Source organism: Rania fehmarnensis, from assembly GCF_056494185.1.
In genome coordinates, this window is sequence record NZ_CM151398.1 from 8,058,578 (window position 1) to 8,082,198 (window position 23,621).

Annotated in this window: 18 protein-coding genes; 15 read left to right on the plus strand and 3 right to left on the minus strand. The window is 53.3% G+C overall.

Going from position 1 to position 23,621, the window contains the following annotated elements; all coding sequences use genetic code 11:
- Positions 1 to 268: 268 nt before the first annotated feature.
- The gene (locus tag SH573x_RS27375) at positions 269 to 619 is read left to right on the plus strand and encodes a hypothetical protein (protein ID WP_479351239.1); all 351 of its coding nucleotides are present in this window, start codon (positions 269 to 271) and stop codon (positions 617 to 619) included.
- A gap of 153 nt (positions 620 to 772) precedes the next feature.
- A complete protein-coding gene (rbp, locus tag SH573x_RS27380) occupies positions 773 to 1,105 on the plus strand; it encodes an RNA-binding regulator (RefSeq protein ID WP_479351240.1) in 333 nt (110 codons plus the stop codon).
- A gap of 91 nt (positions 1,106 to 1,196) precedes the next feature.
- On the opposite strand, the gene SH573x_RS27385 is transcribed toward rbp, so the two are convergent.
- Positions 1,197 to 1,445, minus strand: coding sequence for a BON domain-containing protein (locus SH573x_RS27385; protein WP_479351241.1), 249 nt, complete (start codon positions 1,443 to 1,445; stop codon positions 1,197 to 1,199).
- A 95-nt stretch (positions 1,446 to 1,540) separates the two neighbouring features.
- Positions 1,541 to 1,744 carry a cold-shock protein gene (locus tag SH573x_RS27390; protein WP_479351242.1) on the minus strand — a complete coding sequence of 68 codons (204 nt, stop codon included), beginning with the start codon at positions 1,742 to 1,744 and terminating at the stop codon, positions 1,541 to 1,543.
- A 285-nt stretch (positions 1,745 to 2,029) separates the two neighbouring features.
- Between SH573x_RS27390 and SH573x_RS27395 the strand changes: the two genes are divergently transcribed.
- From SH573x_RS27395 to rlmB, 13 genes are all read left to right on the plus strand, one after another.
- Positions 2,030 to 2,629: an RNA polymerase sigma factor gene (locus SH573x_RS27395; RefSeq protein ID WP_479351243.1), complete on the plus strand. Its 600-nt coding sequence runs from the start codon at positions 2,030 to 2,032 to the stop codon at positions 2,627 to 2,629.
- The gene (locus SH573x_RS27400) at positions 2,626 to 5,901 is read left to right on the plus strand and encodes a protein kinase domain-containing protein (RefSeq protein WP_479351244.1); all 3,276 of its coding nucleotides are present in this window, start codon (positions 2,626 to 2,628) and stop codon (positions 5,899 to 5,901) included. Before SH573x_RS27395 ends, SH573x_RS27400 begins: the two co-directional genes overlap by 4 nt.
- A gap of 246 nt (positions 5,902 to 6,147) precedes the next feature.
- Complete coding sequence (locus SH573x_RS27405; protein WP_479351245.1) at positions 6,148 to 6,570, plus strand: hypothetical protein; 423 nt, start codon at positions 6,148 to 6,150, stop codon at positions 6,568 to 6,570.
- Positions 6,571 to 6,597: 27 nt separating this feature from the next.
- Positions 6,598 to 6,918: a hypothetical protein gene (locus tag SH573x_RS27410; protein WP_479351246.1), complete on the plus strand. Its 321-nt coding sequence runs from the start codon at positions 6,598 to 6,600 to the stop codon at positions 6,916 to 6,918.
- Positions 6,915 to 8,006, plus strand: coding sequence for a glycoside hydrolase family 130 protein (locus SH573x_RS27415; RefSeq protein ID WP_479351247.1), 1,092 nt, complete (start codon positions 6,915 to 6,917; stop codon positions 8,004 to 8,006). Before SH573x_RS27410 ends, SH573x_RS27415 begins: the two co-directional genes overlap by 4 nt.
- A complete protein-coding gene (locus SH573x_RS27420) occupies positions 7,994 to 10,261 on the plus strand; it encodes a glycosyltransferase family 4 protein (RefSeq protein ID WP_479351248.1) in 2,268 nt (755 codons plus the stop codon). The genes SH573x_RS27415 and SH573x_RS27420 overlap by 13 nt, the downstream gene beginning before the upstream one ends.
- Before the next feature lie 152 nt (positions 10,262 to 10,413).
- Positions 10,414 to 11,769: a glycoside hydrolase family 130 protein gene (locus SH573x_RS27425; protein WP_479351249.1), complete on the plus strand. Its 1,356-nt coding sequence runs from the start codon at positions 10,414 to 10,416 to the stop codon at positions 11,767 to 11,769.
- Between the two features lie 188 nt (positions 11,770 to 11,957).
- Positions 11,958 to 13,802: a TlpA family protein disulfide reductase gene (locus SH573x_RS27430; RefSeq protein ID WP_479351250.1), complete on the plus strand. Its 1,845-nt coding sequence runs from the start codon at positions 11,958 to 11,960 to the stop codon at positions 13,800 to 13,802.
- A gap of 511 nt (positions 13,803 to 14,313) precedes the next feature.
- On the plus strand, positions 14,314 to 17,676 hold the full coding sequence (locus tag SH573x_RS27435) for a lipase/acyltransferase domain-containing protein (protein WP_479351251.1): 3,363 nt from the start codon (positions 14,314 to 14,316) through the stop codon (positions 17,674 to 17,676).
- The gene (locus SH573x_RS27440; protein WP_479351252.1) at positions 17,669 to 19,264 is read left to right on the plus strand and encodes an MBL fold metallo-hydrolase; all 1,596 of its coding nucleotides are present in this window, start codon (positions 17,669 to 17,671) and stop codon (positions 19,262 to 19,264) included. Before SH573x_RS27435 ends, SH573x_RS27440 begins: the two co-directional genes overlap by 8 nt.
- Positions 19,265 to 19,279: 15 nt before the next feature.
- Complete coding sequence (locus SH573x_RS27445) at positions 19,280 to 20,773, plus strand: S8 family peptidase (RefSeq protein ID WP_479351253.1); 1,494 nt, start codon at positions 19,280 to 19,282, stop codon at positions 20,771 to 20,773.
- 126 nt (positions 20,774 to 20,899) lie between these two features.
- A complete protein-coding gene (locus tag SH573x_RS27450) occupies positions 20,900 to 21,169 on the plus strand; it encodes a hypothetical protein (protein ID WP_479351254.1) in 270 nt (89 codons plus the stop codon).
- A gap of 240 nt (positions 21,170 to 21,409) precedes the next feature.
- Entirely contained in the window at positions 21,410 to 22,189 is a 780-nt protein-coding gene (gene rlmB, locus SH573x_RS27455; RefSeq protein WP_479351255.1) for a 23S rRNA (guanosine(2251)-2'-O)-methyltransferase RlmB, read from the plus strand.
- Between the two features lie 180 nt (positions 22,190 to 22,369).
- Here rlmB and SH573x_RS27460 read toward each other — a convergent pair whose 3' ends face one another.
- Entirely contained in the window at positions 22,370 to 23,617 is a 1,248-nt protein-coding gene (locus SH573x_RS27460; RefSeq protein ID WP_479351256.1) for a PQQ-binding-like beta-propeller repeat protein, read from the minus strand.
- Between the last annotated feature and the right edge of the window lie 4 nt (positions 23,618 to 23,621).

Here is a 23,621-nt window from a genome sequence, read left to right on the forward strand (position 1 = left end):
TGGCCGCCAGAGTTGGTATGTGGTATACTTCCGAAACGTAACCAGTGAGCTCTTCCAGTCGATCAGAGAACCGCGTGTTCTTTCTTCTTTCTCCAAGTCCTCATTCGCTGCGCGCGTCAATCCGTGTGGATTGATCCTAATACAGCAGAGCGGCCGAGGATAATCTCAAAAACACACAGCATCCGGCAACGTCTTCAGGGTTATCAGGTTCAGCTGAAATCCTGTTGCATGGCTCACGACTTGCCACGTGCTCTATGAAAGTATTCCCATGGCGAAAGACCGAAACACGATGGCCAAGCGTCAGCGCGAGGTCGAAAAGCGTGATAAAGCGGCAAAAAAGAGAGAAAAACGTGAGAAACGTCACACGGAAGCCACCCTGCGGCCCGATGCACCTGTGATCTCGGAAGATGAAACACGCGTCCTGCACATATTCAGTCGCTACTTGATGACCACAGGTAAAATGCTGTGCTTAAGCGGCAATGAGCTCGATTCGCACGGACACAGTTTGGCGCGACTTGTCAGCGCTGGTTTACTGAACGCTGAATCGTTCCAAGGTGGCTATTCGCTCACCGCGACAGGCTTCGAAGCCATGCGACGAGTGACCAGCGAGGCTCAGTAAACAACGCCGTCCGCTGCTAATGAAAGCGGACGAAGATAAAACAAATGCCCTGCGGTTAGCCGAAGGGCTCAAAGCTACTTTCAATAAGATTTTTATGGTTCTTTGTCTTGTTGATTGAATACGAACGAAGAACCCGTTTTGGAGTTAGGATCGATGGGTAAGAAACTGTACTGTGGAAACCTGAGCTACAACGTAGGTACGCCACAACTGGAAGAACTGTTTGCCTCGTTTGGCAGCGTCGTCAGCGCTCAAGTCATCGTAGATCGCGATACTGGACGCAGCAAAGGATTTGGCTTCGTCGAGATGTCGAGTCAACAAGAAGCCAACGCAGCGATCGCTGGGCTGGATGGCAAAGACAACGATGGACGGAATCTACAAGTCAATGAAGCCAAGCCTCGCGAAGATCGCCCACGATCGTTTGATGGCGGTGGCGGCGGTGGTGGTGGCGGCGGTGCTGGTGGTCGTCAACGTCGCGAACGCTGGTAAGTCGCGACTGAGAGCGTTACCGCAACATGAGAAATCAACAAGGCCGACATGCAAATGTCGGCCTTGCTGCATTTAACATTGACCAAGCCGCTTAAGCGTCTTCGCGTTTCTTCTTAGGCGTAACTTGCAACTCGTCGATCACGCGACGCACACCGTTGATGCCGTTGATCGCATTGACCAGTGGGCGTTTCTGATACTCAGCAGCTACAAAACCACTGAGAGTCACGTAGCCGTTAGCCACCACGGCAGTCACTTTGCAACCACTACCGCCGCTGCGTTGAGCCAATTTCATGGTCACGCTGCGCGTTAGTTGATTGTCGGGAATCTTATTTACAGTCATGCACTATCCTCCAAGAAAGGAGCACATACGCGCAGGGCTGAATAGCCGCTGCGCATGCCAGCGGATGAAATCAGTAACGATCCACCCCAGAGCGACTAAGGTGCAACGACCTTGATCGACTCAGCTCGCGGGCCTTTCGGTCCACGCGTTTCGGTGTAGTCGACTACTGTGCCTTCTCGGAGTGATTCAATCGTCACGCCTTGCAGTGCGGATGAGTGAAAAAAGATTTCGCCTCGATCGGTCTTGATGAATCCGAAGCCTTTGTCAGCGATCACTTTTTTGATCGTTCCCTGCGCCATAACAGAATTCCAGCGAGTAAGAGTAGCCAGTCGGTAAAATCAACCTCAAGTGAAGGCTGCCGCGGCTAATCGCTGTGCGACAAGGAGTGGCGACCCGAATTCGGAGTCGATGAACGCATTGCGTCCGAACCACCAATGGTACCATCTTTCACGGCGCTATACTAGGCTTTGATCAAAAGGGGCAAAAGAGGAACTCCCTCTACATTTCTCGTTTGCGCGCGCAAGACTGGCATGGACTTGTGAGTCTAATAAATGTCCTGTCCGACATCGCGGAGATGGTTACAAATGTCGCCAAGCCCACCTGAGACACGAGTCAGCTTGATTCTACGACTGCAAAACGCAGCCGACGTGTCCGCGTGGGACGAATTTGTCGAACTCTACGGCAATGTGCTGTATCGAGTGGCTCGAGGCCGCGGACTGCAGCCGGCTGATGCTGAAAACCTGGTTCAAGAAGTGTTGTTAGCAGTCACTCGATCGGTCTCGAAATGGTTGGACCGAACAGATCGCGGCAGCTTTCGAGCATGGCTGCTTACCATCGCTCGCAACGAAGCTGCCGACATACTCTCACGCCGCAGTAAACGTCCGCTGGGCGGAGACGGAGTGGCAGCTGAACATACGCTGTGCTCGCTGCCAGCCCCCAGCGATCCGTCTGAACATCTCGATTTGGAGTACGAGCGAGCCGTGTTTCGCTGGGCCGCAGAGAAAGTTCGGAGCTCAGTGGCAGAACAAACATGGCAAGCATTCTGGCTAACCCATATCGATGGGCTGTCGATCGAGGAAGCAGCCCGCACTCTGCAAACGCGTAGGGCCAACATTTACTTTGGTCGAAGTCGCGTTATGGCGCGTATCAAGGAACTTGTCGAACGCTACAAAGACGAATCATGAACCCAAAATCCAACACTTGCGATGACCTTCAATTGTCCGCCATGTTGCGTAGCAGCCACGGCGAGTTAGACCAGAGTGAATTGATGCAGCACATTGAACAATGTACTTACTGCCAACAGCGGTTGGAACAGTTAGCTGCTAGCCCTAACGATTGGATCACGGCGAGCGATGCACTATCCTCTCATGCGGCAAGCGACGGCTCTGACAGTGCCTATGATCGACCTCATTTCTCGTGGGCGCACGGCCTCGAGAGTGGGTTCTCGTGGAATGAATCCATGGCCCGCCAATTGTTGTCGCCACCGTCCCATCCCGAAATGCTGGGACGACTCGGACGATACGAAGTCGAACGTATGATCGGCGCGGGAGGCATGGGAGTCGTTTTTAAAGGCTTCGATTCGGAATTAAATCGTCCCGTTGCGATTAAGGTCTTGGCTCCATTCCTCGCAGGCAGCGGAGCGGCTCGTAAGCGTTTTGCTCGAGAAGCCCGGGCAGCGGCTGCTATCGTCCACGAGCATGTGGTGCCCATTCATAACGTCGAAACCGAACGCGATGCTCCCCTATTGGTGATGCAATACATTGCAGGTCAGTCGCTGCAGTTCAGAATCGATCAAACTGGACCTCTGCAAACGTGCGAGATACTCAGACTCGGCAAGCAAATTGCTGCGGGTTTATCGGCCGCTCACGACCAGGGGTTGGTTCATCGCGACATCAAGCCATCCAACATACTTCTGGAAGCGGGCGTGGATCGCGCGCTGATTACTGACTTCGGATTGGCCAGAGCCGTTGATGATGCCACTTTAACTCGTAGCGGAGTTCATCCAGGAACTCCACAGTTTATGTCACCCGAGCAAGCCACCGGCGAGCCGGTCGACGCCCGCAGCGATCTGTTTAGCTTGGGTAGCGTCCTTTACACCATGTGTACTGGCCGCCCACCTTTTCGCGCCGAATCAAGCTTGAGCGTGCTCAGGCGTATCGTCGATGATGAGCCCAGAAGCATTCGCGACATCAATCCCAATATTCCTGATTGGCTATGTCGCATCATTGGCAAGTTGATGGCCAAACATCCCGATCATCGATTCGGCTGTGCTGCCGACGTCGCTCGATTACTTGAACAATGCCTGGCGCATGTGCAACAACCCGACTTCATACCACTTCCTCGTGAGGTCGACACGCAGGTCTCCAACATTCCCAATAACGCCCAGACTTCGATCTTTGGAAAGGTGCGATCCAACATGGCTAAGATCATTGTGTCGCTCGTCGCCCTCGGTGGCCTGATGACGGCTTACAGTTTCTTGCAACCTGCCTCTAATGGTCAGGTGATTGTCGAGCTGCAAGGAGTTTGGCGACTGGTATCATCTGAACGTGATGGTAAAGCCGGTGCCCCGGATCAGCTGTTCAATGAAAGGATGATTATTCAGGGCTCCAAATTCTCGCAGCATCAAACCGCGCCCAACGGCGCAGAGCTTAAAGGCGAGTATGGACATATCGTGATTCCCATGAACGCGTCGGCATCCGCCATGGACTTCCAACTCTGGGAAGGCACCATTCATGGGCTTTACCAACTTGACGGTGATGAGTTGATCTTATGTGTTGCTCGAGAAGGAGGACCTCGACCCGAATCGTTTACGACGGGCGCGGGCGATAACCGTATTCTCAAACGATACAAACGAGACCGACTCAGCGCACCGGACACTTCGACGAAGTCTGCAGACTTGTCCGCCCCAGTCTCAGGCCAACCAGAACGCACATGGCAAGAGAGCTGGCTAGAGAGAATTCCGCGCGAGTTATCTGGGTCAATTCATCGCGACGAGGTTCTAAAATGGCTTCGAGCCAATGAATTTGACGACATCGTAGACGCCGAAATAAATATAGATGTCATGCAACACATCGCACCGGACGCTACCCAACGGACAATCGAGCGCGATGGCATTCGGACATACTTGTATGGCAAGCTTCGGCAAGCAAGTAATTCTGATCACCAGCCTGTCATTGAAGTCTATTGCTTCTTTGATATCCAAGACAAACTGGTTGCCTTGCATGTTGGTCCACAGGTGATTCTTGGTTCGAATCATGCGTCTACACCTGGTGCCGTCCTCAATACTGACGCGACGGCACCTATAGAGCGCTTCATGCGAGCGGCTACAACCATGACGCGTCCGGTCGTGGCCGAAGTTGCAACAGTGATTGCCTGCGTTGGTCCAGACCATCCTGTGCGGCTGGGCGAAGTGGTACCGCATGCTGACATTGATGCTGGCCTGGATCCCAGCGTAGTACGTTTGCATGTTTGGGACTGGTCCAAATCCGACCTCAGTCGCATCCTGCTGGTCCAACGTTCAGAACTTGGGGCGCTGTCGCCCGATGGCAGCACGATGCTGACGCAGGCAGGTGAAACCATCGACTTACTCAGCAAGAGTACCCAGCAGTACTCTGGCTTTGCCGTACCTGAAGGACAACGAATCTCGGCCGTACAGATATCACCTGCCAGGAAATATGCTGCGGCGCTTATTCATGTTCGTACCGAAGTCGAAACTATTCCCACCGACCCACCTACGTTGGATGCTCGGCATTTCTGGAATCTTCGCTGCCTGAAACTGGATGCGACCACTCACGTGGGAAAACTCGTGGGAGAATACCCTGCTCAAGCACGACCAGGGATAGTATTCGCTTCTGACGAATCGTCGGTTTTATACTCCACGGATGATCACCGCATCGTGCGACGCGATCTAGACTCGGGCAAACTGGCCAACACATACGAACCATTTTTTGGTGTTCAGGGGGCGATTGGTCTCGCTGTGTCACCTGATGGCCAACTGGTTGTCGCTGCTGGCTACTTGGGTTCGGTCCATATTTGGGATACACATTCAGGTGAGCATCGCCTGGGCATCGACTTCGCTGATCCAAAACAAGGGCATGGACGATTCTTCAAAGCGTCCGAGCTACGTTTTTCACCAGACAGCCGCCAACTGCTGTTGGTCTCCGGCAATCACCTGAAGATTTTGAATACGCTCACGGGTGAAATTGTGCGCGAACATTTGGCAGAGAAAGGTCCCAGTTTCGTGCATGCCCAATGGTCAACCGACGGTAGCACCATCCACCTACTGACTTCATCGGAGCTTACGAAGGCCTCGGGGCAACCAGCCGATCGACTGCCGCGAATTTACGAGTGGCTCTGGGAGACTGGCCAACCAGAAATTAAGAAGTACTCGACCAATACCCAACCAACAACTGTTCAATCTCGCGTTTTGCCCGCAACGCAAGCTCCACATGAATAAACCGGCAATATTGGGCGTAGCCATTGTTTATTCAAGCCACTCTGTTAGGCTTACAAGTTGGCCAATGCCGAACATTCGAGTTGGAGCTCTTGCCAAAAACAGGGGCTCAACTCAGCGCATGCTTTGCTTGCAAGATCTGTTCTTCGTCGACCACGTCAAGGCGCGCAGTCTGCTAGCACATTGTTTTAGTGTGCTATGAATTCCAGCAGTTGCGGCTACTTCTCTTGTGCCAAGGAGGCATCTGTGGTGGATCGTAGCTCTCGGGTTCCTCGCTACATATTGAACGCAGACAACGCGCCTTTGGAGCCCGCTTTAGCGGCTCGAGAAAGCGCCGCAGCGCTGAGTGCCATTTACGGATTTACGGAAAAGTCCAGCTATGATGCTTACTTAAAAAACTGCCCTGAAGCCAGCGAGCTGACACCTTATCCGCTTGTCAAAGGGTACATGCAAGGCCAGCTCAACTCGGCCACAACCGGCTTGCATTTGGTAGTCATTGATGCGTCCGGTCCAAATCAACCGACGGTAGTGGCTGCGACTATGCAGGCAATCGTGTCGGCCATCGACGAAAAGCGAGACTTGGTTGATTTATCGCATTCTCTTGCACTGCGAGCAGGCTGCCATGGATATGGCCTGGTTGAGTCATTTGAAACATCCATGTCGAACTCATAGAACACTCGATACCATGGAGGAACGACTATGTTACGCGTCACCGAAAATGCACACGAATGGATTGGGTTTGTTGGTGGACCTTTTGATGGACACTCGCAGCGTCGAGAGCATCCGTATGACCTCCTGCCGGTCAACTTGGTTTGGCTCGTTTGCCAGGATACCTTCGTTCAACTCGAGGGCCATTCACAACCTGAACACGCCCAGGCTAACCACGCGTCGTTGACCAGCGTAGCGCTTTATCGCTTGGATCCAACTAGTAGCCCCGAAGTGTATCGTTTCTCTGGAGCCATTTCCGCGTCGAAGTTTGGTGAAATGCTCGGCTGTGTCGACGAGACCGACCGCGTATGAGCATGCCTGCGCGTCAGAATGAGAAGATCTTGTTCAGCCCCAGGGACATCCAACCTTCCCAAGCAGGCTGGGAGGTGATCGGAGTCTTCAATCCCGCGATCACTATGACCGCCACAGGTCCCGTGATGTTAGCACGTGTAGCCGAGCGACCCATCGAGCAACGGCCTGGCATGACGGCTCTACCGCGCTACACGCACGATGGACACTTGGAAGCAGATTGGATCCCGGACGAGCAGTTGCTGGGAGTAGACGCACGCGTGGTAAGCCTGCCCGCCACCGGTGCGCTCCGGCTGACATCGGTCTCTCAACTAGCGGTCTATCGACAACATGGTGATAGTGATTCTGCTTGGCAGCCAGCGGGACTGATCAAACCCTGGGGCCTGGCAGAGGAATTCGGCATCGAAGACCCTCGCATTACCAAGATCGATCAGACCTATTGGATAACCTATGTCGCGGTTTCTCGACTGGGGGCATTAACGCAGTTGATGTCGTCACAGAACATGGTGCAATTTCATCGCCATGGCATCATCTTTCCCTGCGAGAACAAAGACGTAGTACTTTTTTCCACCAAGATTGACGACCAGTTTGTCGCCCTTCATCGTCCCAATCCCAACTCACGTTTTAGTGCACCGCAAATCTGGCTAGCTCGCTCACCTGATCTCCTGCATTGGGGACAACATCAGCCGCTAGCCCATGGTCGTGAAGTATGGGAGGCAGATCGCCTAGGCAGTGGGCCTCCGCCAATACTGCTGGATGAAGGTTGGTTATTGCTGTACCACGGCAGTGCGAAAGCCAAGGTGGCCGGTCACGTGGGCCGCTATGCAGTTGGTGCGTTGCTCCTTGATCGCGACGATCCAACACAAGTGATCGCTCGATCCGCTGAACCGATCCTTGTTCCGTCATCGGCTCATGAAACACATGGCTTTGTACCGGAAGTCGTCTTTCCGACGGGAACGCTAACTGCAGGTGAAAACCTGCACGTGTTCTACGGAGCAGCAGACACCTCGGTCGCCGTACTCGAGCTCTCCACAGGGGCCATCTTGAAATCTCTGAAGAAAGAGAGCGTCACAGAAATATGTCCAACCTGAACCATCAAGACCTGCGCAAAATCGCATTCATCGGCACCTACTTGCCACGCAAGTGCGGTATCGCCACGTTCACTTTTGATCTGCGAAACGCAGTTACAAAGTCTACTCCCGCCGAGTGTATGGTCGTTCCTCTCAATGACATCGCAGGCGGATACGCTTACGGCAGTGAAGCACAATTCCATGTCGCCGCTCAGGAACTCGACGAGTACCGAGCTGCAGCCGACTTCTTGAACTTCAGAAATGTAGACCTCGTGTCTCTGCAACACGAGTTTGGCATTTTCGGAGGAGCCAGCGGGAGCCACATTCTGGCGTTGTTGCAAGACTTGAGAATGCCCGTTGTGACGACACTACACACGGTACTCTCGGCGCCCAGTCAGTCACAGCGATCTGTGATGACCCAGTTGATTCGATATTCGAGTCGACTAGTCGTGATGACCGAGCGGTGCAAACGCACGCTCATCGAAACTTACGCCGCCGATAGCGCTCAGATAGATCTCATCCCGCATGGAATACCGCACGCACCGCAAGCCGATCAGGCAGACTTGAAATCGCAATTCAGCGTGCAAGGGAAAGCCGTCGCCCTCACCTTTGGTCTACTCTCACCCGGCAAGGGCATCGAGTACGTACTAAAAGCCATTCCCAAGATCGTGGAGCGTTTTCCGAATTTCATTTATTTGGTGTTGGGCGCAACGCATCCCAGTCTGATCCGCGAACAAGGCGAACGATATCGAATTAGTTTGGAGCGGATGGCCAAGGAACTGGGCATCAGCAAACACGTGAGTTTTTATAATCGGTTCGTAGAACTCGATGAATTGACGGAGTTCATCGGCGCTGCCGATCTATATATCACTCCCTATCTGAACCGCGAACAAGCCGTATCGGGCACCTTGGCTTACGCATTTGGTTGCGGTCAAGCTGTAATCTCGACTCCTTATTGGCATGCTGAAGAACTACTGGCTGATGGCCGCGGCATCTTGATACCCTTTAGTGATTCCGACGCGATCACTCGCGAAGTTTGTGAATTGCTCGGCGATGACCAGCGTCGGCTGGCAATGCGTGAGCAAGCTCGCACGCTCGGCCGCTCCATGACTTGGGACAAGGCGTCGCTACAGTATCTGAAATCCTTTCAGCGAGCGATCGAAGAACGCAGCATCCGCAGCAGTCCATTGGCAGTCCGAACGCTAGACGAATTGCCTTTGGCTTTGCCACAAATGCATCTGGGCCATTTGGAGCACATGAGTGATTCAACTGGAATCTTGCAACATGCGATTTACAGCGTGCCCGACCGGCTGCACGGATATTGCACTGACGACAATGCCAGAGCGCTGATACTGACAGTTTTGATCGAAGACATGGGCAAGGACTCGCCGCAAGTCCAGATCCTTGCCTCGCGTTACGCTGCTTTTTTGAATCACGCCTTTGTGCGCGATACCGGCCGCTTTCGCAATTTCATGAGCTTCCAGCGGCAATGGTTAGAGCACGACGGGTCCGATGATTCGCAAGGCAGATCGCTGTGGTCACTGGGCACCTGCGTCGGTCGCTCGCGCCGTCCGGGTCTGGTTTCCTGGGCACATGAACTCTTTCAACAGGCTTTGCCCACGTGCGAGAGTACCAGTTCTCCGAGAACTTGGGCTTTGGCTATTTTGGGCATTCAACAATACCTACGTCGTTATAGTGGCGATCGACTCGCGGCATCCATGAGTCAGCGACTAGCCGATAAGTTGATGGCTATGTACAACACTGTGGCTACCGAAGCCTGGCCATGGTTTGAAGATATTGCTTCGTATGATAATGCCAGGCTGTGCCAGGCCCTGATCGCGCAAGGCCGCTGGGCAAGCAATCCGCAAACCACTGAGATCGGTTTGGCTAGCCTTAGATGGCTGGCTGAGAAACAACTATCACCCGAAGGCCGATTTCGTCCCATCGGTTCCAATGGGTTCAGTCGTGATTGCGGCGCACATGCGGTGTATGACCAGCAGCCCATTGAAGCCTATGCGATGACGTCAGCCGCCATCGAAGCTTTTGGTGCTACGGAGGATCCCTTTTGGTGCAATCAAGCGCATTTGGCCTTTGACTGGTTTCTGGGACGGAACGACCTAGGTCAACCGATTTATGATGCCGCCACCGGTGGTTGCTTTGACGGCTTGATGGAAAACCAAGTCAATGCCAATCAAGGTGCCGAATCCACGCTGGCGTTCTTGCTATCTCTCTCTGAAATGCGCCAGTTCGCAGCCAACATTACTGCCAGCAACTAAATTCACTGCTTGCAAACAAATGCCCCATCCAGTCACTCCGGAAAGTTCATCGCTTGAGCTCTATTGCGATAAAACGAACAGGTATAGTCCTCTCTCCCAACAAACAACGAGTTGTTCTACGCCCCTTTCAACCACCCGGTGCGGATCGAGTTGTGCGTGTCATCGCGCGTGTGTCGCAGTTGGCAGAAAGCGAAGTCGACGTTCAACTGGAGCAGGTACTCAGAGAGTTTCATGGACGTCACCAGTCGCCCGAGTCGTTCTTTGAGCAGCGATTCAATGACCTCCGCAGCTATCTCTTTACCGATGTCGCGCTCAGCCAGAACCGCAGCTTGTTACTCGGTGCATATTTCACTCAGGAATATGCCTTAGAGTCGGCCGCACTGTTCAATCCATCAATGGTTTGGCATCCCGATCAGTCGAACCTTCCCGAAGGCTCGCGCCGTTTTGCGATGAGCTTGCGGGCCGTAGGTGAAGGCCACATATCGTCCATTGTTTTTCGTTCAGGCACAATTGATCGCAATGTTAAAATTGCTGTTGATGAACCGGCCAAATTCGCCACGACTCCACGATTGATTCCTGACGCCTCGTACAACAAAGATCTGTTTCAACGAAAACTGATTGAGCTGGGCCTATCGACACCCTTCAGCCATGAAGTATTGGCCACGCTCCCGGAAGAGTTTACCTTGGATCGCTTGGAGCACGGCCTCAAAGCCGCGCTGCGCCAACACAGGCTCCATCATGCAGAAATGGCTCCTCTAGTGGACCGCATTATCATGTTGGCGAAATCGAATTACACAATTTTGTATTCACCCGATCATGACCTGTCGGAACGCACCGTGTTCCCGCTGAGTCCGACGGAGACCAATGGAATCGAAGACGCGCGTTTCGTTAGGTTCACGGGTGACCAGAATCAGTCCTGTTACTATGCAACCTATAGCGCCTATGATGGCCGGATGGTTCTGCCGCAGCTGCTAGAAACGACCGACTTTGTGCGCTTCAAAATGCACACTCTCAATGGTGCAGCCATTGCCAATAAGGGCATGGCTCTGTTCCCCAGAATGATCAATGGCCACTATGCCATGCTGGGCAGGCAGGATGGCGAACATCTGTTTCTGATGTACTCGGATATGCTCTATTTCTGGCATACGAAAGAGCTGATTATCAAGCCGACGTACCCGTGGGAGTATGTGCAACTGGGCAACTGCGGTTCACCGATTGAGACTGACGCAGGTTGGCTGGTACTGACTCACGGTGTGGGTGCCATGCGTAAATACTGCATCGGTGCCATACTGCTTGATCTAGAGGATCCGTCCAGGATTATCGGCAGGCTGCGCGAACCTTTGATTGCCCCCAATGAACAAGAGCGCGAAGGCTACGTGCCCAACGTTGTGTACACATGCGGCGCTATAATTCACCAAGAACAATTGATCATTCCCTATGCCATGTCCGACTACGCCACCACCTTCGCGACCGTCGGTGTTCGCGAACTGCTTTCGTGGATGACGTAAAATTCTGTGCGCAGCCGGTAAGCACCACTATCCTCGATTCCTGGCTGTGCCCTAATCCCGAATTGGACGTGTAGACGTGCTTAGACACAATTGACTTTAATTTGGCTCCGGAAGTCGTTACACTATGCGCAGTTCTTGCTGACGCGGGGCAAGTTGGTTGTTCAATCGCTTTCTACCGGATCAATCACATGTTCAATCGATTGTGGCGTCATAGCTTTCTACCTGTCGTTGTCGTGCTCGGATGTTTGACAGTTGGCCACGGTGCCGAGGATGTCGATGTCCGCACCGATGGTGCTTTCGGGTTTCCGCAGTCCGAAGCCCAAGTGTTAATCGACACAGACGAATTGCGCCTTTCGGCCTGGTCCAATGCCAGTTTTCTCTACGTTCAAGCGATTATGTGGAATGATGAAAGTGACGAGATCGTCAAAGGCCCCAATGGACGGTCGCGTGGTGATTCATCGAGCTTGATTCTCGATACCGATGGTGACCAGAAACGGACTCCCAAAATCGATCGCACGTATGACTTGAATCCATGGCCCACATCGACTGGCTTGCATTACCAGATCGTAATTAGTGAACGCGGCTCAACTGGATTGATGCCCGACTCAGAAGGACGTGGCGGCATTCAGTATGTGCAGACGCGCGACGGCCAGACGGTGCGAGTGGATAGCTATTTGATCCCATTAAAAGAGATTGAACTCAAATCTGGTGACACACTCCGCCTGGCGTTTTATGGTTCTTCTACTGATCCAGAATCAACCGTCAACTCCGTCGGTTTCCAATCCGAAAGCCGTTATTACTCTTTCAATCTGCCCCACGAGAATTTTCATGGCTTTACGCTCAGTCATGGCACGACAGTCGACGAAAAGGAAGTGCCTGAGCTGCGCAAGCCTCGAGCCAAAAGGCAGGAGCTCGCTGATCGGCCGGCACCCAGCTTGACAGTTGGTTCATCGGCGCCTGATTTGAATATTGAACACTGGGTACACGATGGAAACGGCAAGTTCCAACCGGTAACCAAATTTGAAGCTGACAAGGTTTACATCGTTGAGTTCTGGGCCACTTGGTGCGGACCATGCATTGCCGCTATGCCGCACATCGTCGAACTACAGAAGAAACATGTCGAGCAAGGTCTGCAAGTAGTTAGTATCAGCAACGAAGATCTGGAGACCGTCGAGTCGTTCCTGGAACGCGCCTTACCATCTCAAAAGAAGCCAGCCGCTGAAGACGCAGAGTCAAACGACAAAGAACCTGCCGACAAAGAGCCGACCACTTACGGCGAACTGACGAGCGCCTATTGTTTGACTACCGATCCGGATGGTTCCTGTCACCAAGCCTACATGGCAGCTGCCGGTCGCAACGGCATCCCATGCGCATTTTTAGTTGGCAAAGATGGCTACATCGAGTGGATCGGACATCCGATGTCCATCGACAAGCCACTGGAGAGTGTGTTGGATGGTAAATGGGATCGCGAGGCATTCTTGGTTGAATATCGCGAAAGCGAACGGTTCTCAGCCGTTGCCTCAGAGATTATGCAGGCGGCAATGACGAACAAATTCGATAATGCATTAGCCTTGATCGAAAAAGCGGAGGGCGAGTTCGATAGTCCAGCCATCCAGACACGCATTAAATTGCTGGTGACCTCGGTCAAGTCAGCTCAGCTTGAGTATCAGGTCATTAAAGGACAGGCAGAAGCCATACAGACCCTGCAAGCTCTGCTGAAGGATCAACCGCCGGCCAAAGTCAATCAGGTTGTTTGGCAAGCAATTGCCACACCCGCAATCGAGGGACGAAAGCTATCGCCTGAGCTCCTGGCCGAAGCTGAAAAGATCATGGCTGCGGCGATTGAACAAGCCCCCGAGGATTCGCACTACCTCGACACGTATGCTCACCTCTTAGAGCTCAACGGCCAGCTCGACCAGGCCATCGAAGTTCAAGAGAAGGCGGTCGCATCAGCCGTTGATCAGAATCGAGAAACGGTCACCGAATATTTGAAACAGTTGCAGACCAAGAAAGAAGTTGACGCTTCGAAGTGAGCAGCTACGTAGAGCAGCTGTCCCGAGCTGCTCTGCACCCTCTAACCTCAGCTTCTTCCGACCAATAGACCACCGTTGCAGGCAAGCGACTTGGTGGGTGTCTTCTCTGCGATCCTCTGCGTCTCTGCGTTTTTAATTCAGAACCCTCTAACCAATGCTTCTTCCGACTACCAGCGGACCAGCGTTACAGGCCAGCGACTTGCCGGGTGCTGAGCGGCTGGGGACAGCCGCTCTACAACGTAGAGCAACTGTTCTGATTTTTTGTGAGCGGCCCTGGAGAGCCGCGCTACTTTTCGAAATACCGCGTTCTTTTGTGACGCCCAGTCCGTCTACATCTAGGATCAACCATTCATCAGAAAAAATATTACATCTGCCAGACAACATAACCTGTGCATTTTTCTTCCATATCGCTTTAGTTCTCAATTAATATAAGCCTAAGCTGACTTGGTAAACTCAGCCTGGTTTCGGTAACGCGCGGCCACGATGACGCGCTGTGCGAAAGGCGACCAGCATGACGAATCTGAATAGAGATGAGCGACGTCGAAGAATTTTAGCTGCCGGTTCCCTGCCACGGCTGCTCAATCAGCCAGACGGCGAAACGCTATTGCGTGAGGAATCCGAGGATGACGATGAAAAGCGATTGATCGAACCTGCGCAGCTCAGATATCTGCTCAAGCTCAGGGAAGAAGAACGTTCATCAGCTACTCGCCCACAACTATTTGGCAACACCGCTGATATCATCATTGTCCCGGGATTTCTCGGTAGCACGCTAACAGACACACGCGGTGGCCATGGCTTGATTTGGATCGACCCGACCATCGCTTTCGATACCGACGCCGGGCAATTGGGCGCTCTCAAACTCGACAAGCTGCGAACGTCGGCAACCTCGTTGGGAGCGGACGAAACCGAAGCCGATGATCGTGTCACCATCCAAGCTACCGGTACGCTGCCAGGCATGTACGACCTGCTGGCTTGGGATCTCGAGTTGCATCGCTATGGTACCAGCTACTTTGCGTTCGACTGGCGCAAAGACCTCGAACTAGCTGCCAGATCACTAGCAGGCAAGATTCGCGCACACCAAGCCAGTACATCGCGTCCCTTACATATCATTGCTCATTCCCAAGGTTCGCTAGTCGCCCGCCGAGCCCTTCACTTGCTAGGTCCAGACCTGGCCAGGAAGATCGTTAGCAATCTTATCCTGCTTGGTCCAGCCAGTTATGGATCGTTCTCCGCAGCTTTTGCTTTCACAGGCGATAACTCTTCGATCGACATCCTAGAACGTTTCGGAGTAAAGGCCGACTTCAAATCAATCCTACAATCCTTTACCGGTTTATATCAACTGCTGCCTTGGAAGTCCGAGAACTTTCAGTTGCCAGTTAATGGCCACCCCAGAGCCGAGCAGCCCAGGTTCGATGTGACGCTGCTGCAGAAGGCGAGCAGTTGGACGCTCGGAATCGACACGGACCGGCTGCAATACGGATTTGACTGGAGCAAAAAACTCGATACTCGATTCTTCAACGATCGCACGTCGATCATTTTGGGCGATGTACCAATGGCCGAAGCCATTGCCTTTGAGAACGGTCATGCGGTCGCTAGTGGCTTGATTGTTCCAGGTGATGGTACAGTCACCGATGCCAACGCCAAGCTGGATGACGTACGCACTTTCCGCATGCCCAAGGGCAAGCATGCCATGTTAGCCATGTACCCCACCGTCATATCAGCCGTCAGGAGTTTGTTGAAGGGCGAGTTACCACGTTTGTCACGCGTTGCATTGGCTGCCAACGTAGTCAAGCGAGATGACCAGGTGACCACGCTCGAAGATATCGACGCAGCCTCGGCGCCCGTTCTTGAATCAGTAACGGCCAAACTTGTTTCCGCTAAGAGGAACCCGAAGTCAGTTCAGGAAGCCGTTCTTCCGCCCAAACGATCGTCGCGGCCAGTGCCCAGTGCTCCCAACCATCGCCGACTACGAGTATTTAGTTTTGATCCGCTCTTGGCCACGAATATATCGGGCTTGGGAATCGCAGTCATAACCGTCAATTTGCCTTGGGATGACAATCAACTTCAGCCGGGACCGATCGGCGAATACATAGAAGTCATCGACTATGATCCGCTCAGCCGCAGGTTCTATTACCCGGTCGATATTTCGGATCCGCGACTGGTGGCCCAGGATGGTCTGTCACCGGCTGAGTCGAATCCTCAGTTTCATCAGCAGATGACGTACGCAGTGGCCATGAATACTATCCTAACCTTCGAGCACGCGCTAGGTCGCAAGGCATTGTGGGCTCCCCATCTCGTGCGCGATGAAGATGGCGAAGTCATTCCGCCGAATAACGTCGAGGATGAATTCGTCGCCAGGTTGCGCATTTATCCGCATGCATTTCGTGATGCTAACGCCTACTATGACCCGGACCGCCATGCGGTACTGTTTGGCTACTTCGCTTCCAGCGAAGAACCCGGTGGGCAAACTCTACCCGGCGGGGTTGTGTTCACCTGTCAATCGTATGACATCGTCGCTCACGAAACGACACACGCCTTACTACATGGCTTACACCGGTACTATTTGTATCCCAGTAACCCAGATGTTTTTGCCTTTCACGAGGCCTTTGCCGATGCAGTTGCGCTGTTTCAAAAGTTTTCGCATGCCGAAGTAGTCAAGCATCAAATCGCCAAGACACGAGGCGATCTGCGACAGCAGAATCTTCTCGGCGAATTGGCTCAACAGTTTGGAGCTGCGCTAGGTGGTCACCGCGGGGCGCTTCGCAAATACATCGAAGTGCCTCCCGATCCCTCGCAAATCAACGAAGTTATTGAACCCCATGATCGCGGAGCCATCTTGATGGCTGCGTTGTTCAAAGCGTTTCTCAACATTTATGATCATCGCACTCGCGATCTGTACCGTATCGCCTCTGGCGGAACTGGCATACTGCCCGATGGTGAAATCACACCGGACCTGGTCAATCGACTGGCTGGCGAAGCTTCCAAAGCTGCTAAACACTTTTTGACGATGTGTGTCCGAGCACTGGACTATGTACCGCCAGTAGACTTGACCTTCGGCGAGTACCTGCGAGCGCTGATTACAGCCGACTACGAACTAGTTCGCAACGATGACTTACATTATCGCACGGCCGTCATCGATGCATTTCGCAGCTGGGGATTGTATCCAGCCGACGTCAACGTCCTCGACCAGTCTGCCATGTTGTGGAGATCTCCCAGCGCTCGCGATGCACAGCTATTACAAGGTGTCCTCGACCAGCTCAAACTGAACGACGACTACGATAGCCGCGACCGCCGCGCGGCGTATCTGCGCATGCGCGAGAATTGCGGTATCTTTCATAAATGGTTCGTAGATCATGCTGCCAATTCTGACACTGATCAAATGCTGGGCATCTGTGTTCGCGGCGAGGGTTATAAGAGTGTGCCTCGCAACAAAGAAGGTAGGCCTCTCTTTGAAGTGCACTCAGTACGCAGATGCTTGCGAGTTGGCCCCGATGATCAGCAGAGTCAAGACTTGGTGGTAGAAGTAGTGCAACGGCGTGCAGGCTTTCTTTCCGAAGGCGAACAAAAAGAAGTTGACGGATCAACAGAGCCGTTCGCCTTTACCCAACGTCAAGCCGCGAAGACCGGGTACAAGTATCGGAAACCAGACTTCTGGTTTCGCGGCGGATGCACGCTGATCATCGATCCACGCACTACTGCAGTTCGATACTCCATTTACAAGTCGATTCTCAGCAAAAGTCGCTTGGAACGACAACGCCGGTTCGAACAGCAAGGTGGTTCGTTTGCCTTGCAATCAACATACTTCGATACAAACATCGGCAGTCCATTTGCCTTGTTACATGGAACCGACTTGGGAGATGGCATCTATGGCTAAGAAAAAAGCTGCGAAGAAGAAAACGCCTCCCAAGAAAGCTGGTATCCCTTCGGGTACGAAGAAGTCGGCAGCCAGCAAGTCGGTAAAGAAGTCTACGCCAAAGAGCAGTTCGACCAAGGGCAACTCGAGCGTCAAGGTCCGTATGTACTGTCACGGTTTGGGAGACTGTTTTCTCATCTCGTTTCCGCGAACTTCTGGAGGTGAACCCTATTATGTGCTGATCGACTGCGGACTATTCCTGAACACGCCGGATGATGAAGCGCGATTGAATGCGGTCGCTCAAGATCTCGCAGAACTTACCGGAGGCGAAATTGATTTGCTCATCATCACACATGAACATTGGGATCACATCTCTGGATTTTCGCTCGCCAAGGCAGTCTTCGAGAAGATCAATTTTAGAGACGTGTGGTTGTCATGGGCCGAAAACTTGAACGACCCGATGGCCAAACAAATCAAGCAATCGATCAACAAGAATCGCCTTCGCGTCGAGGCCGCTCTAAAGGTAGTCGAGAATGCTGGCGGCGTCCAAGCCATCAACGACTTCGGAATTCGACAGCGTATGGCCGCAACTGAGCAGGTCATGGGATTCCTGGGAGTCGATGCCAACCAGTCCAGTAAAACTACGGGACGCATGACCTTGGGCCAAACGATGGATTGGCTGCGTGGCCAAATGAAAAGCAATGACTTCCGCAAACCTGGCGAGTGCCTACCGCTTAGAACTACTGGTGTCAAAGCTTACATACTCGGACCACCGCGAAACGAAAAGTCGATTCGCAAGATGAATCCCAGTGGCGACCAAGGCTATCGACACTTGGCCGACCAATCCACTTCGCTAGCCGCGGCGGCTCAATGGCTTCTCAATCCCGACGATGACCATCTACCGGCCGGTCCGTTCGATGACTGCTATGCCATTTCTGAACAGCAGGCGCAGGAGGACAATTACTTCCGCGAGCACTATGGCTTTGATAATGACCCGCTCAATCATCAAACGACTCCCTGGCGACGCATCGATGACGATTGGCTGAGCGCAGCCTCGCAGTTGGCCCTGCAATTGGATGTAGGAGTCAATAACACCAGCCTGGTCGTAGCCTTTGAGTTACCCGATGGGCGCACGCTGATCTTTCCAGGCGATGCGCAAATTGGCAATTGGCTTTCGTGGGATAACGTTGAGTTCAAAAGCCAGGAGGGCAAGAAGTTAAACGTTACAAGTCAACAGTTGCTCCAGCGGGCCGTGTTCTATAAGGTTGGCCATCACGGCAGCCACAATGCAACTCGCAAAGCTGGCGGACTGGAAGACATGACCAGTGGCCAATTGGTGGCTATGATTCCTACCGACCAAGAGTATGCCAAAGGCAAACGTCCACCACATGATGGTTGGAAGATGCCTTTTGATCTTTTGTACATGGCCTTGAAGGATCAGACCGACCACTGTATCGCCCGAGCTGATTTCAACGAAGCTGAAACCAAATCGCTGGCCGAGAAAAGCCCGGCGGGGATGAAGTTTCTCAAGCGACTGAAATTCTCCAAACAGACTTTACTCCCAAAGTTTAAGAGCAGGCCACTCTACGTTGAATACACTCTTCCGTAGCCCCCGAAAGGAAAGATGATGTTCGATTCGCCGCTAAAATCGCATACGTTTGCCCCCAAGTTCCACGACGACCGTTTGATAGTAAAAGTCGCTCCGCCAGCGGCGTCTCGAGGTATCAGCATACTGGCTGCTGGCCCAGGCGGTTTTTCCACACCTGGACTAAGCATTCTGGATCGCATGGATCGCGGTGGCGTAATTCGAAAGGTCACGAACTTAGATGTCGTTTCGCCGTCATCTGGCTCAGCCCGCACACGCATCGCGGTGGCTGGATTACTCGGCATGAATCCTCCAGCCGCAGGCGAACCGACACCCACCGGTATGCGAATGATCCAAGTCACCCAAGGCACGGACTTGACGCAATTGCAAGCCGCACTGATGGAAGACAACAACGTCGAACTGGTTTCGCGGGTACCCGTTCGATACCTCATGGCCAAAAAGAAAGCCGTCAAGAAAACGCCTTCGCTCAGACCTTCGAAGTCCGCAGCCAAAGCGTCGCGGGCGCCCACGCGCGGGCGCGGAGGTCGGGCCGGTATTGCCGCCGTACCGCCGGCTCCCGTCACCATGTGGAATCTACAGAAGATCAAATGGCAAGAAGCTCAAGACCTGGGCTTTAATCAAGCTGCAGGCATTCGAGTGTCAGTGCTCGATACCGGCATTGATCTGGAACATCCCGATCTACCCGGCAGCGAAATCGACTACATATTCGACTATGGCGACGTCGAATCCAGTGATCGAGATATCATCGGTCACGGAACACATGTTTCGGGAACAATTCGCGCCTTGGTCAATGGCGACGTTGGTATTAACGGTATCTGCAACTGCCAGCTGGCGGCCTACAAGATCTTCGATGACGAAGCTGATTTAGTTGAAGTAGACATGGGCTTTGAATTCTACGAATACTTCGTCGATCCGGAAATGTACCACAGCGCTCTGATCCGCTGCGCCTCCGATGGCACACGCGTGGTAAACCTGAGCATCGGTGGCTATGGTGAACCGTCACGGGCAGAGTTGCTGCTGTTCCAAGAATTGAACAATCAGAACGTATGCGTTGTAGCGGCGATGGGCAACGATAACACGCGCAGACGTTCCTATCCCGCCGCCATTCCTGGCGTGATCGCTGTCGGCGCTAGCCGCATCAATGATACTCGAGCATCCTTCAGCAACAAAGGCAATCACATCAGCCTGATGGCTCCGGGCGAAGACATCTGGTCAACTTTGCCAACCTACGCTGGCGACTTTGGCTTTCGCAAGAATCCCTCAACTGGGCAGATTTCGAAGAGCCCTCGCGAGACAGACTACGACGCCTGGCCCGGCACGTCGATGGCCACACCGCACGTGAGCGCTGCCATCGCGCTACTGCTGGGTCGTGATAATAGCTTGTCGCCAGCCGATGTTCGACAACTGCTCGAAGATAACTGCGATCAAGTTCCAGCGATGCTCGGCAATGCGTTTACCGACGAGCATGGCCACGGACGCCTGAATCTGCTGAAACTGGCCGAAGCCGTCTGATTTGCCTTCCTACTTGACTAACCCTATCATGAGTTCATCCGTCTCTTGCAGGTGAAGGTCAAGCAAACCTCGTTGCGACATGGCCGGTCGATGTGGTAATACGGATCCCGACCGAAGGAGGCCAACATGGAAACGCTCAGCTTTGTACTCAAACCCGATCTCAGCCCTGACCAGCGAATGAGCTTGCTGAGCGAAGTGCAGAAACACCCTGACTGCTCCGCAGTTCGTTCGCTGGGCGATCAGCCAGGTTTAAAAGCCACTTCAACTGCAGCCAGAATCTGTCATGCCAAGTGCAAGGACTTGGAAAGCGCTAAGAAGTTGAAGCAATTTGTCGCAGCCCAAAACGAAGTTCAATCGGTTAGTATCGAATCTAAACGCGGCCTCGCCGAAGATTAAGATGTTTCCGCGTAACGGCAACCGCTAAGCCTCGATTACCTGGCTCAGCCTATCCTTGGCCCCGTGGGACAATACTCCGACTCAGGATAGACTGTTAGTGCACCGATCGCGTCAAACAATCACGGGCCGGTGTGCAACCTGAGGCAGAGTGTGTTTCGCAGCAGGCTCTTGGAAGTCGCCGCATGAATTGCACTCGCGAACCCGATATGAAATGCGGCGAGAGGCATTGGTGGTATAGTTTTGCGCAAGCGTACGAATAAAGCCTTCAGTGGCAATCATCAGCGGAGTTGGCTGTGGGGTAAACATGCCGTTTTGGAAACGTTAGCTACTGGTCGTTGGCCGGTATTGGAAGTCTTCGTTACCCAAGAGGTGTTTGCTGAATCGACTGACTTGCTGCAGTCCGATCGACTGAACAGCATCCCTGTTCAAATCGTCAACCGCTCACGCTTAGAGGAGTTGTCGAAATCAACCGAACACCAAGGGATGGTGGCGCGGTTAGGTGCCTATCCCTATGGATCGCTCGACGAACTAATGCAGTTGATCAAATCAGCGGACCATGCCTCTACGCCGCTGATCGTGATGTGCGACCGAATTCAAGATAGTTTTAACTTCGGTGCCATCCTCAGATGTTGCGACGGTGCAGACGTCAGGGCAGTAGTCGTTGGTCAAAGCCATCAAGCGGAGATGACTCCCCATGTCATTCGGTCATCATCTGGGGCAGCCAATTATGTACCGATTATCCAAACCGACAATCTGGTCCAGGCAGCGTCGCAGATCAAGACGGCAGGCGCCACGCTGGTCGCGGCTGACTCCAATGCCGCGCAAAACATGTGGCACAGTGATCTACGGGCCTTTAGCCTGCTAATTCTGGGCAGCGAAGCACACGGTGTCGCCCCTGAGCTACTGTCGCTTTGCGACCAGCGGGTTACGATTCCCATGACGGGTCGCGTCACCTCGCTAAATGTCGCCGTCGCTGCTGGTGTCTTGCTGTACGAGATTCGAAGACAACAGCAGCAGTGAGACTTACGTATTAAGCACTACGCAGTCCTACTCCATGACCGCCTTGCGAATGGAGTACGAGTTCGAATGGAGTACGAGTTCGAATGGAGTACGAGTTCGAATGGAGTAGGAGTTCGAATGGAGTAGGAGTAGGAGTAGGAGTAGGAGTAAGGAGCAGACTTCAACTCTCAAGTAGCCCACTTAGCCTGGTTTCTTGACGTCGTAGCACCAGATGGTTCCGACATCCCGAAAAATCAGTTGGCCGTCGACCAAAATGGGATGGGTCCACGCTTTGGCTTTTCCACGATCTGGCGCGTTGGGCGGAGTGAAGCGTCCTAGCTCTTGGTAGCCTTCGCCGGAGGCTGCGATCATGGCCACGTCGTTGTTCTCGCCGTGCAAGAACAGCTTGCCATCGGCGTAACAAATTGCAGAGGCTCCTACGCTGCGATCCTGCCACTTGGATTGACCGGTTGTGTAGTCGATGCACATGACCGTTGGTCCCGCTGAACCAAACAGATTGCCGTCAACCAAGACGCTGCCTCCCATCCCCGAAGGCATCTGCTTGGCGAAGTACAGTTCCTTCGGTTCTGACTTGGTGCCGGCAACTTGGACTAGTCCACCTCCTACGCGACTGGCCGCCGTGTAAACCAAACCGTTCTGGGCGACCGGGGTTTGCACGTTGGCTTGCGCATCGCTGGTCTTGGTATAGCGCCACAGCAGCTCGCCTGTGTCAGCCTGTAGACCGACGACCCCTTTGGACAGAAACAAAACATACTGTTTGATTCCATCGATCGTAGCGATCACCGGCGAAGAGTAACTGGCTGAATCGGCCTCTGCCAGGGCCGCCTTCCAGATCACTGCACCACTGCTCTTGTTCAGCGCAACCACTGTCGCACTTGCCCCACCAGGGGAACAGATCAAAGCGTCGCCATCGATCAGTGGTGATTCTGTATAAGCCCACATACCGGCCTTGCCGCCATGGTCTTTGGGCAGATTGGTTGACCATTTGAGCGTGCCGCCTTTGGCTTCCACGCAAACGAGCGTCCCATCTGACGCCAGCGCATAGACCAAAGCACCATCGATTGTGGGTGTCGATCGCGTGCCGGGGTACTGGGGGCCTTCGTTCTTGCCTACCGTACCGATGCGCGTTGACCAGAGGCGTTTACCATCGGCCAGCGACAGGCAAATCAAATCTTCACTCGCATTGTCTTTGTTGCAGATAACGTACAACTGGCCATTGGCGGCCGATGGCGTTGAATAGCCATTGCCCAAGTCATTGGTCTGCCACACCAACTTCGGTCCGCCTTCAGGCCACTTGTTGAGTAAGCCGGTCTCTGCCGATTTGCCATCGCGCTGCGGCCCGCGCCACTGCGGCCAATCGTCAGCCCATGTACTCGGCCATGCCAACAAGCTGAAACTCAAAACCAAGGACCATCGCATGATCAACATGCTC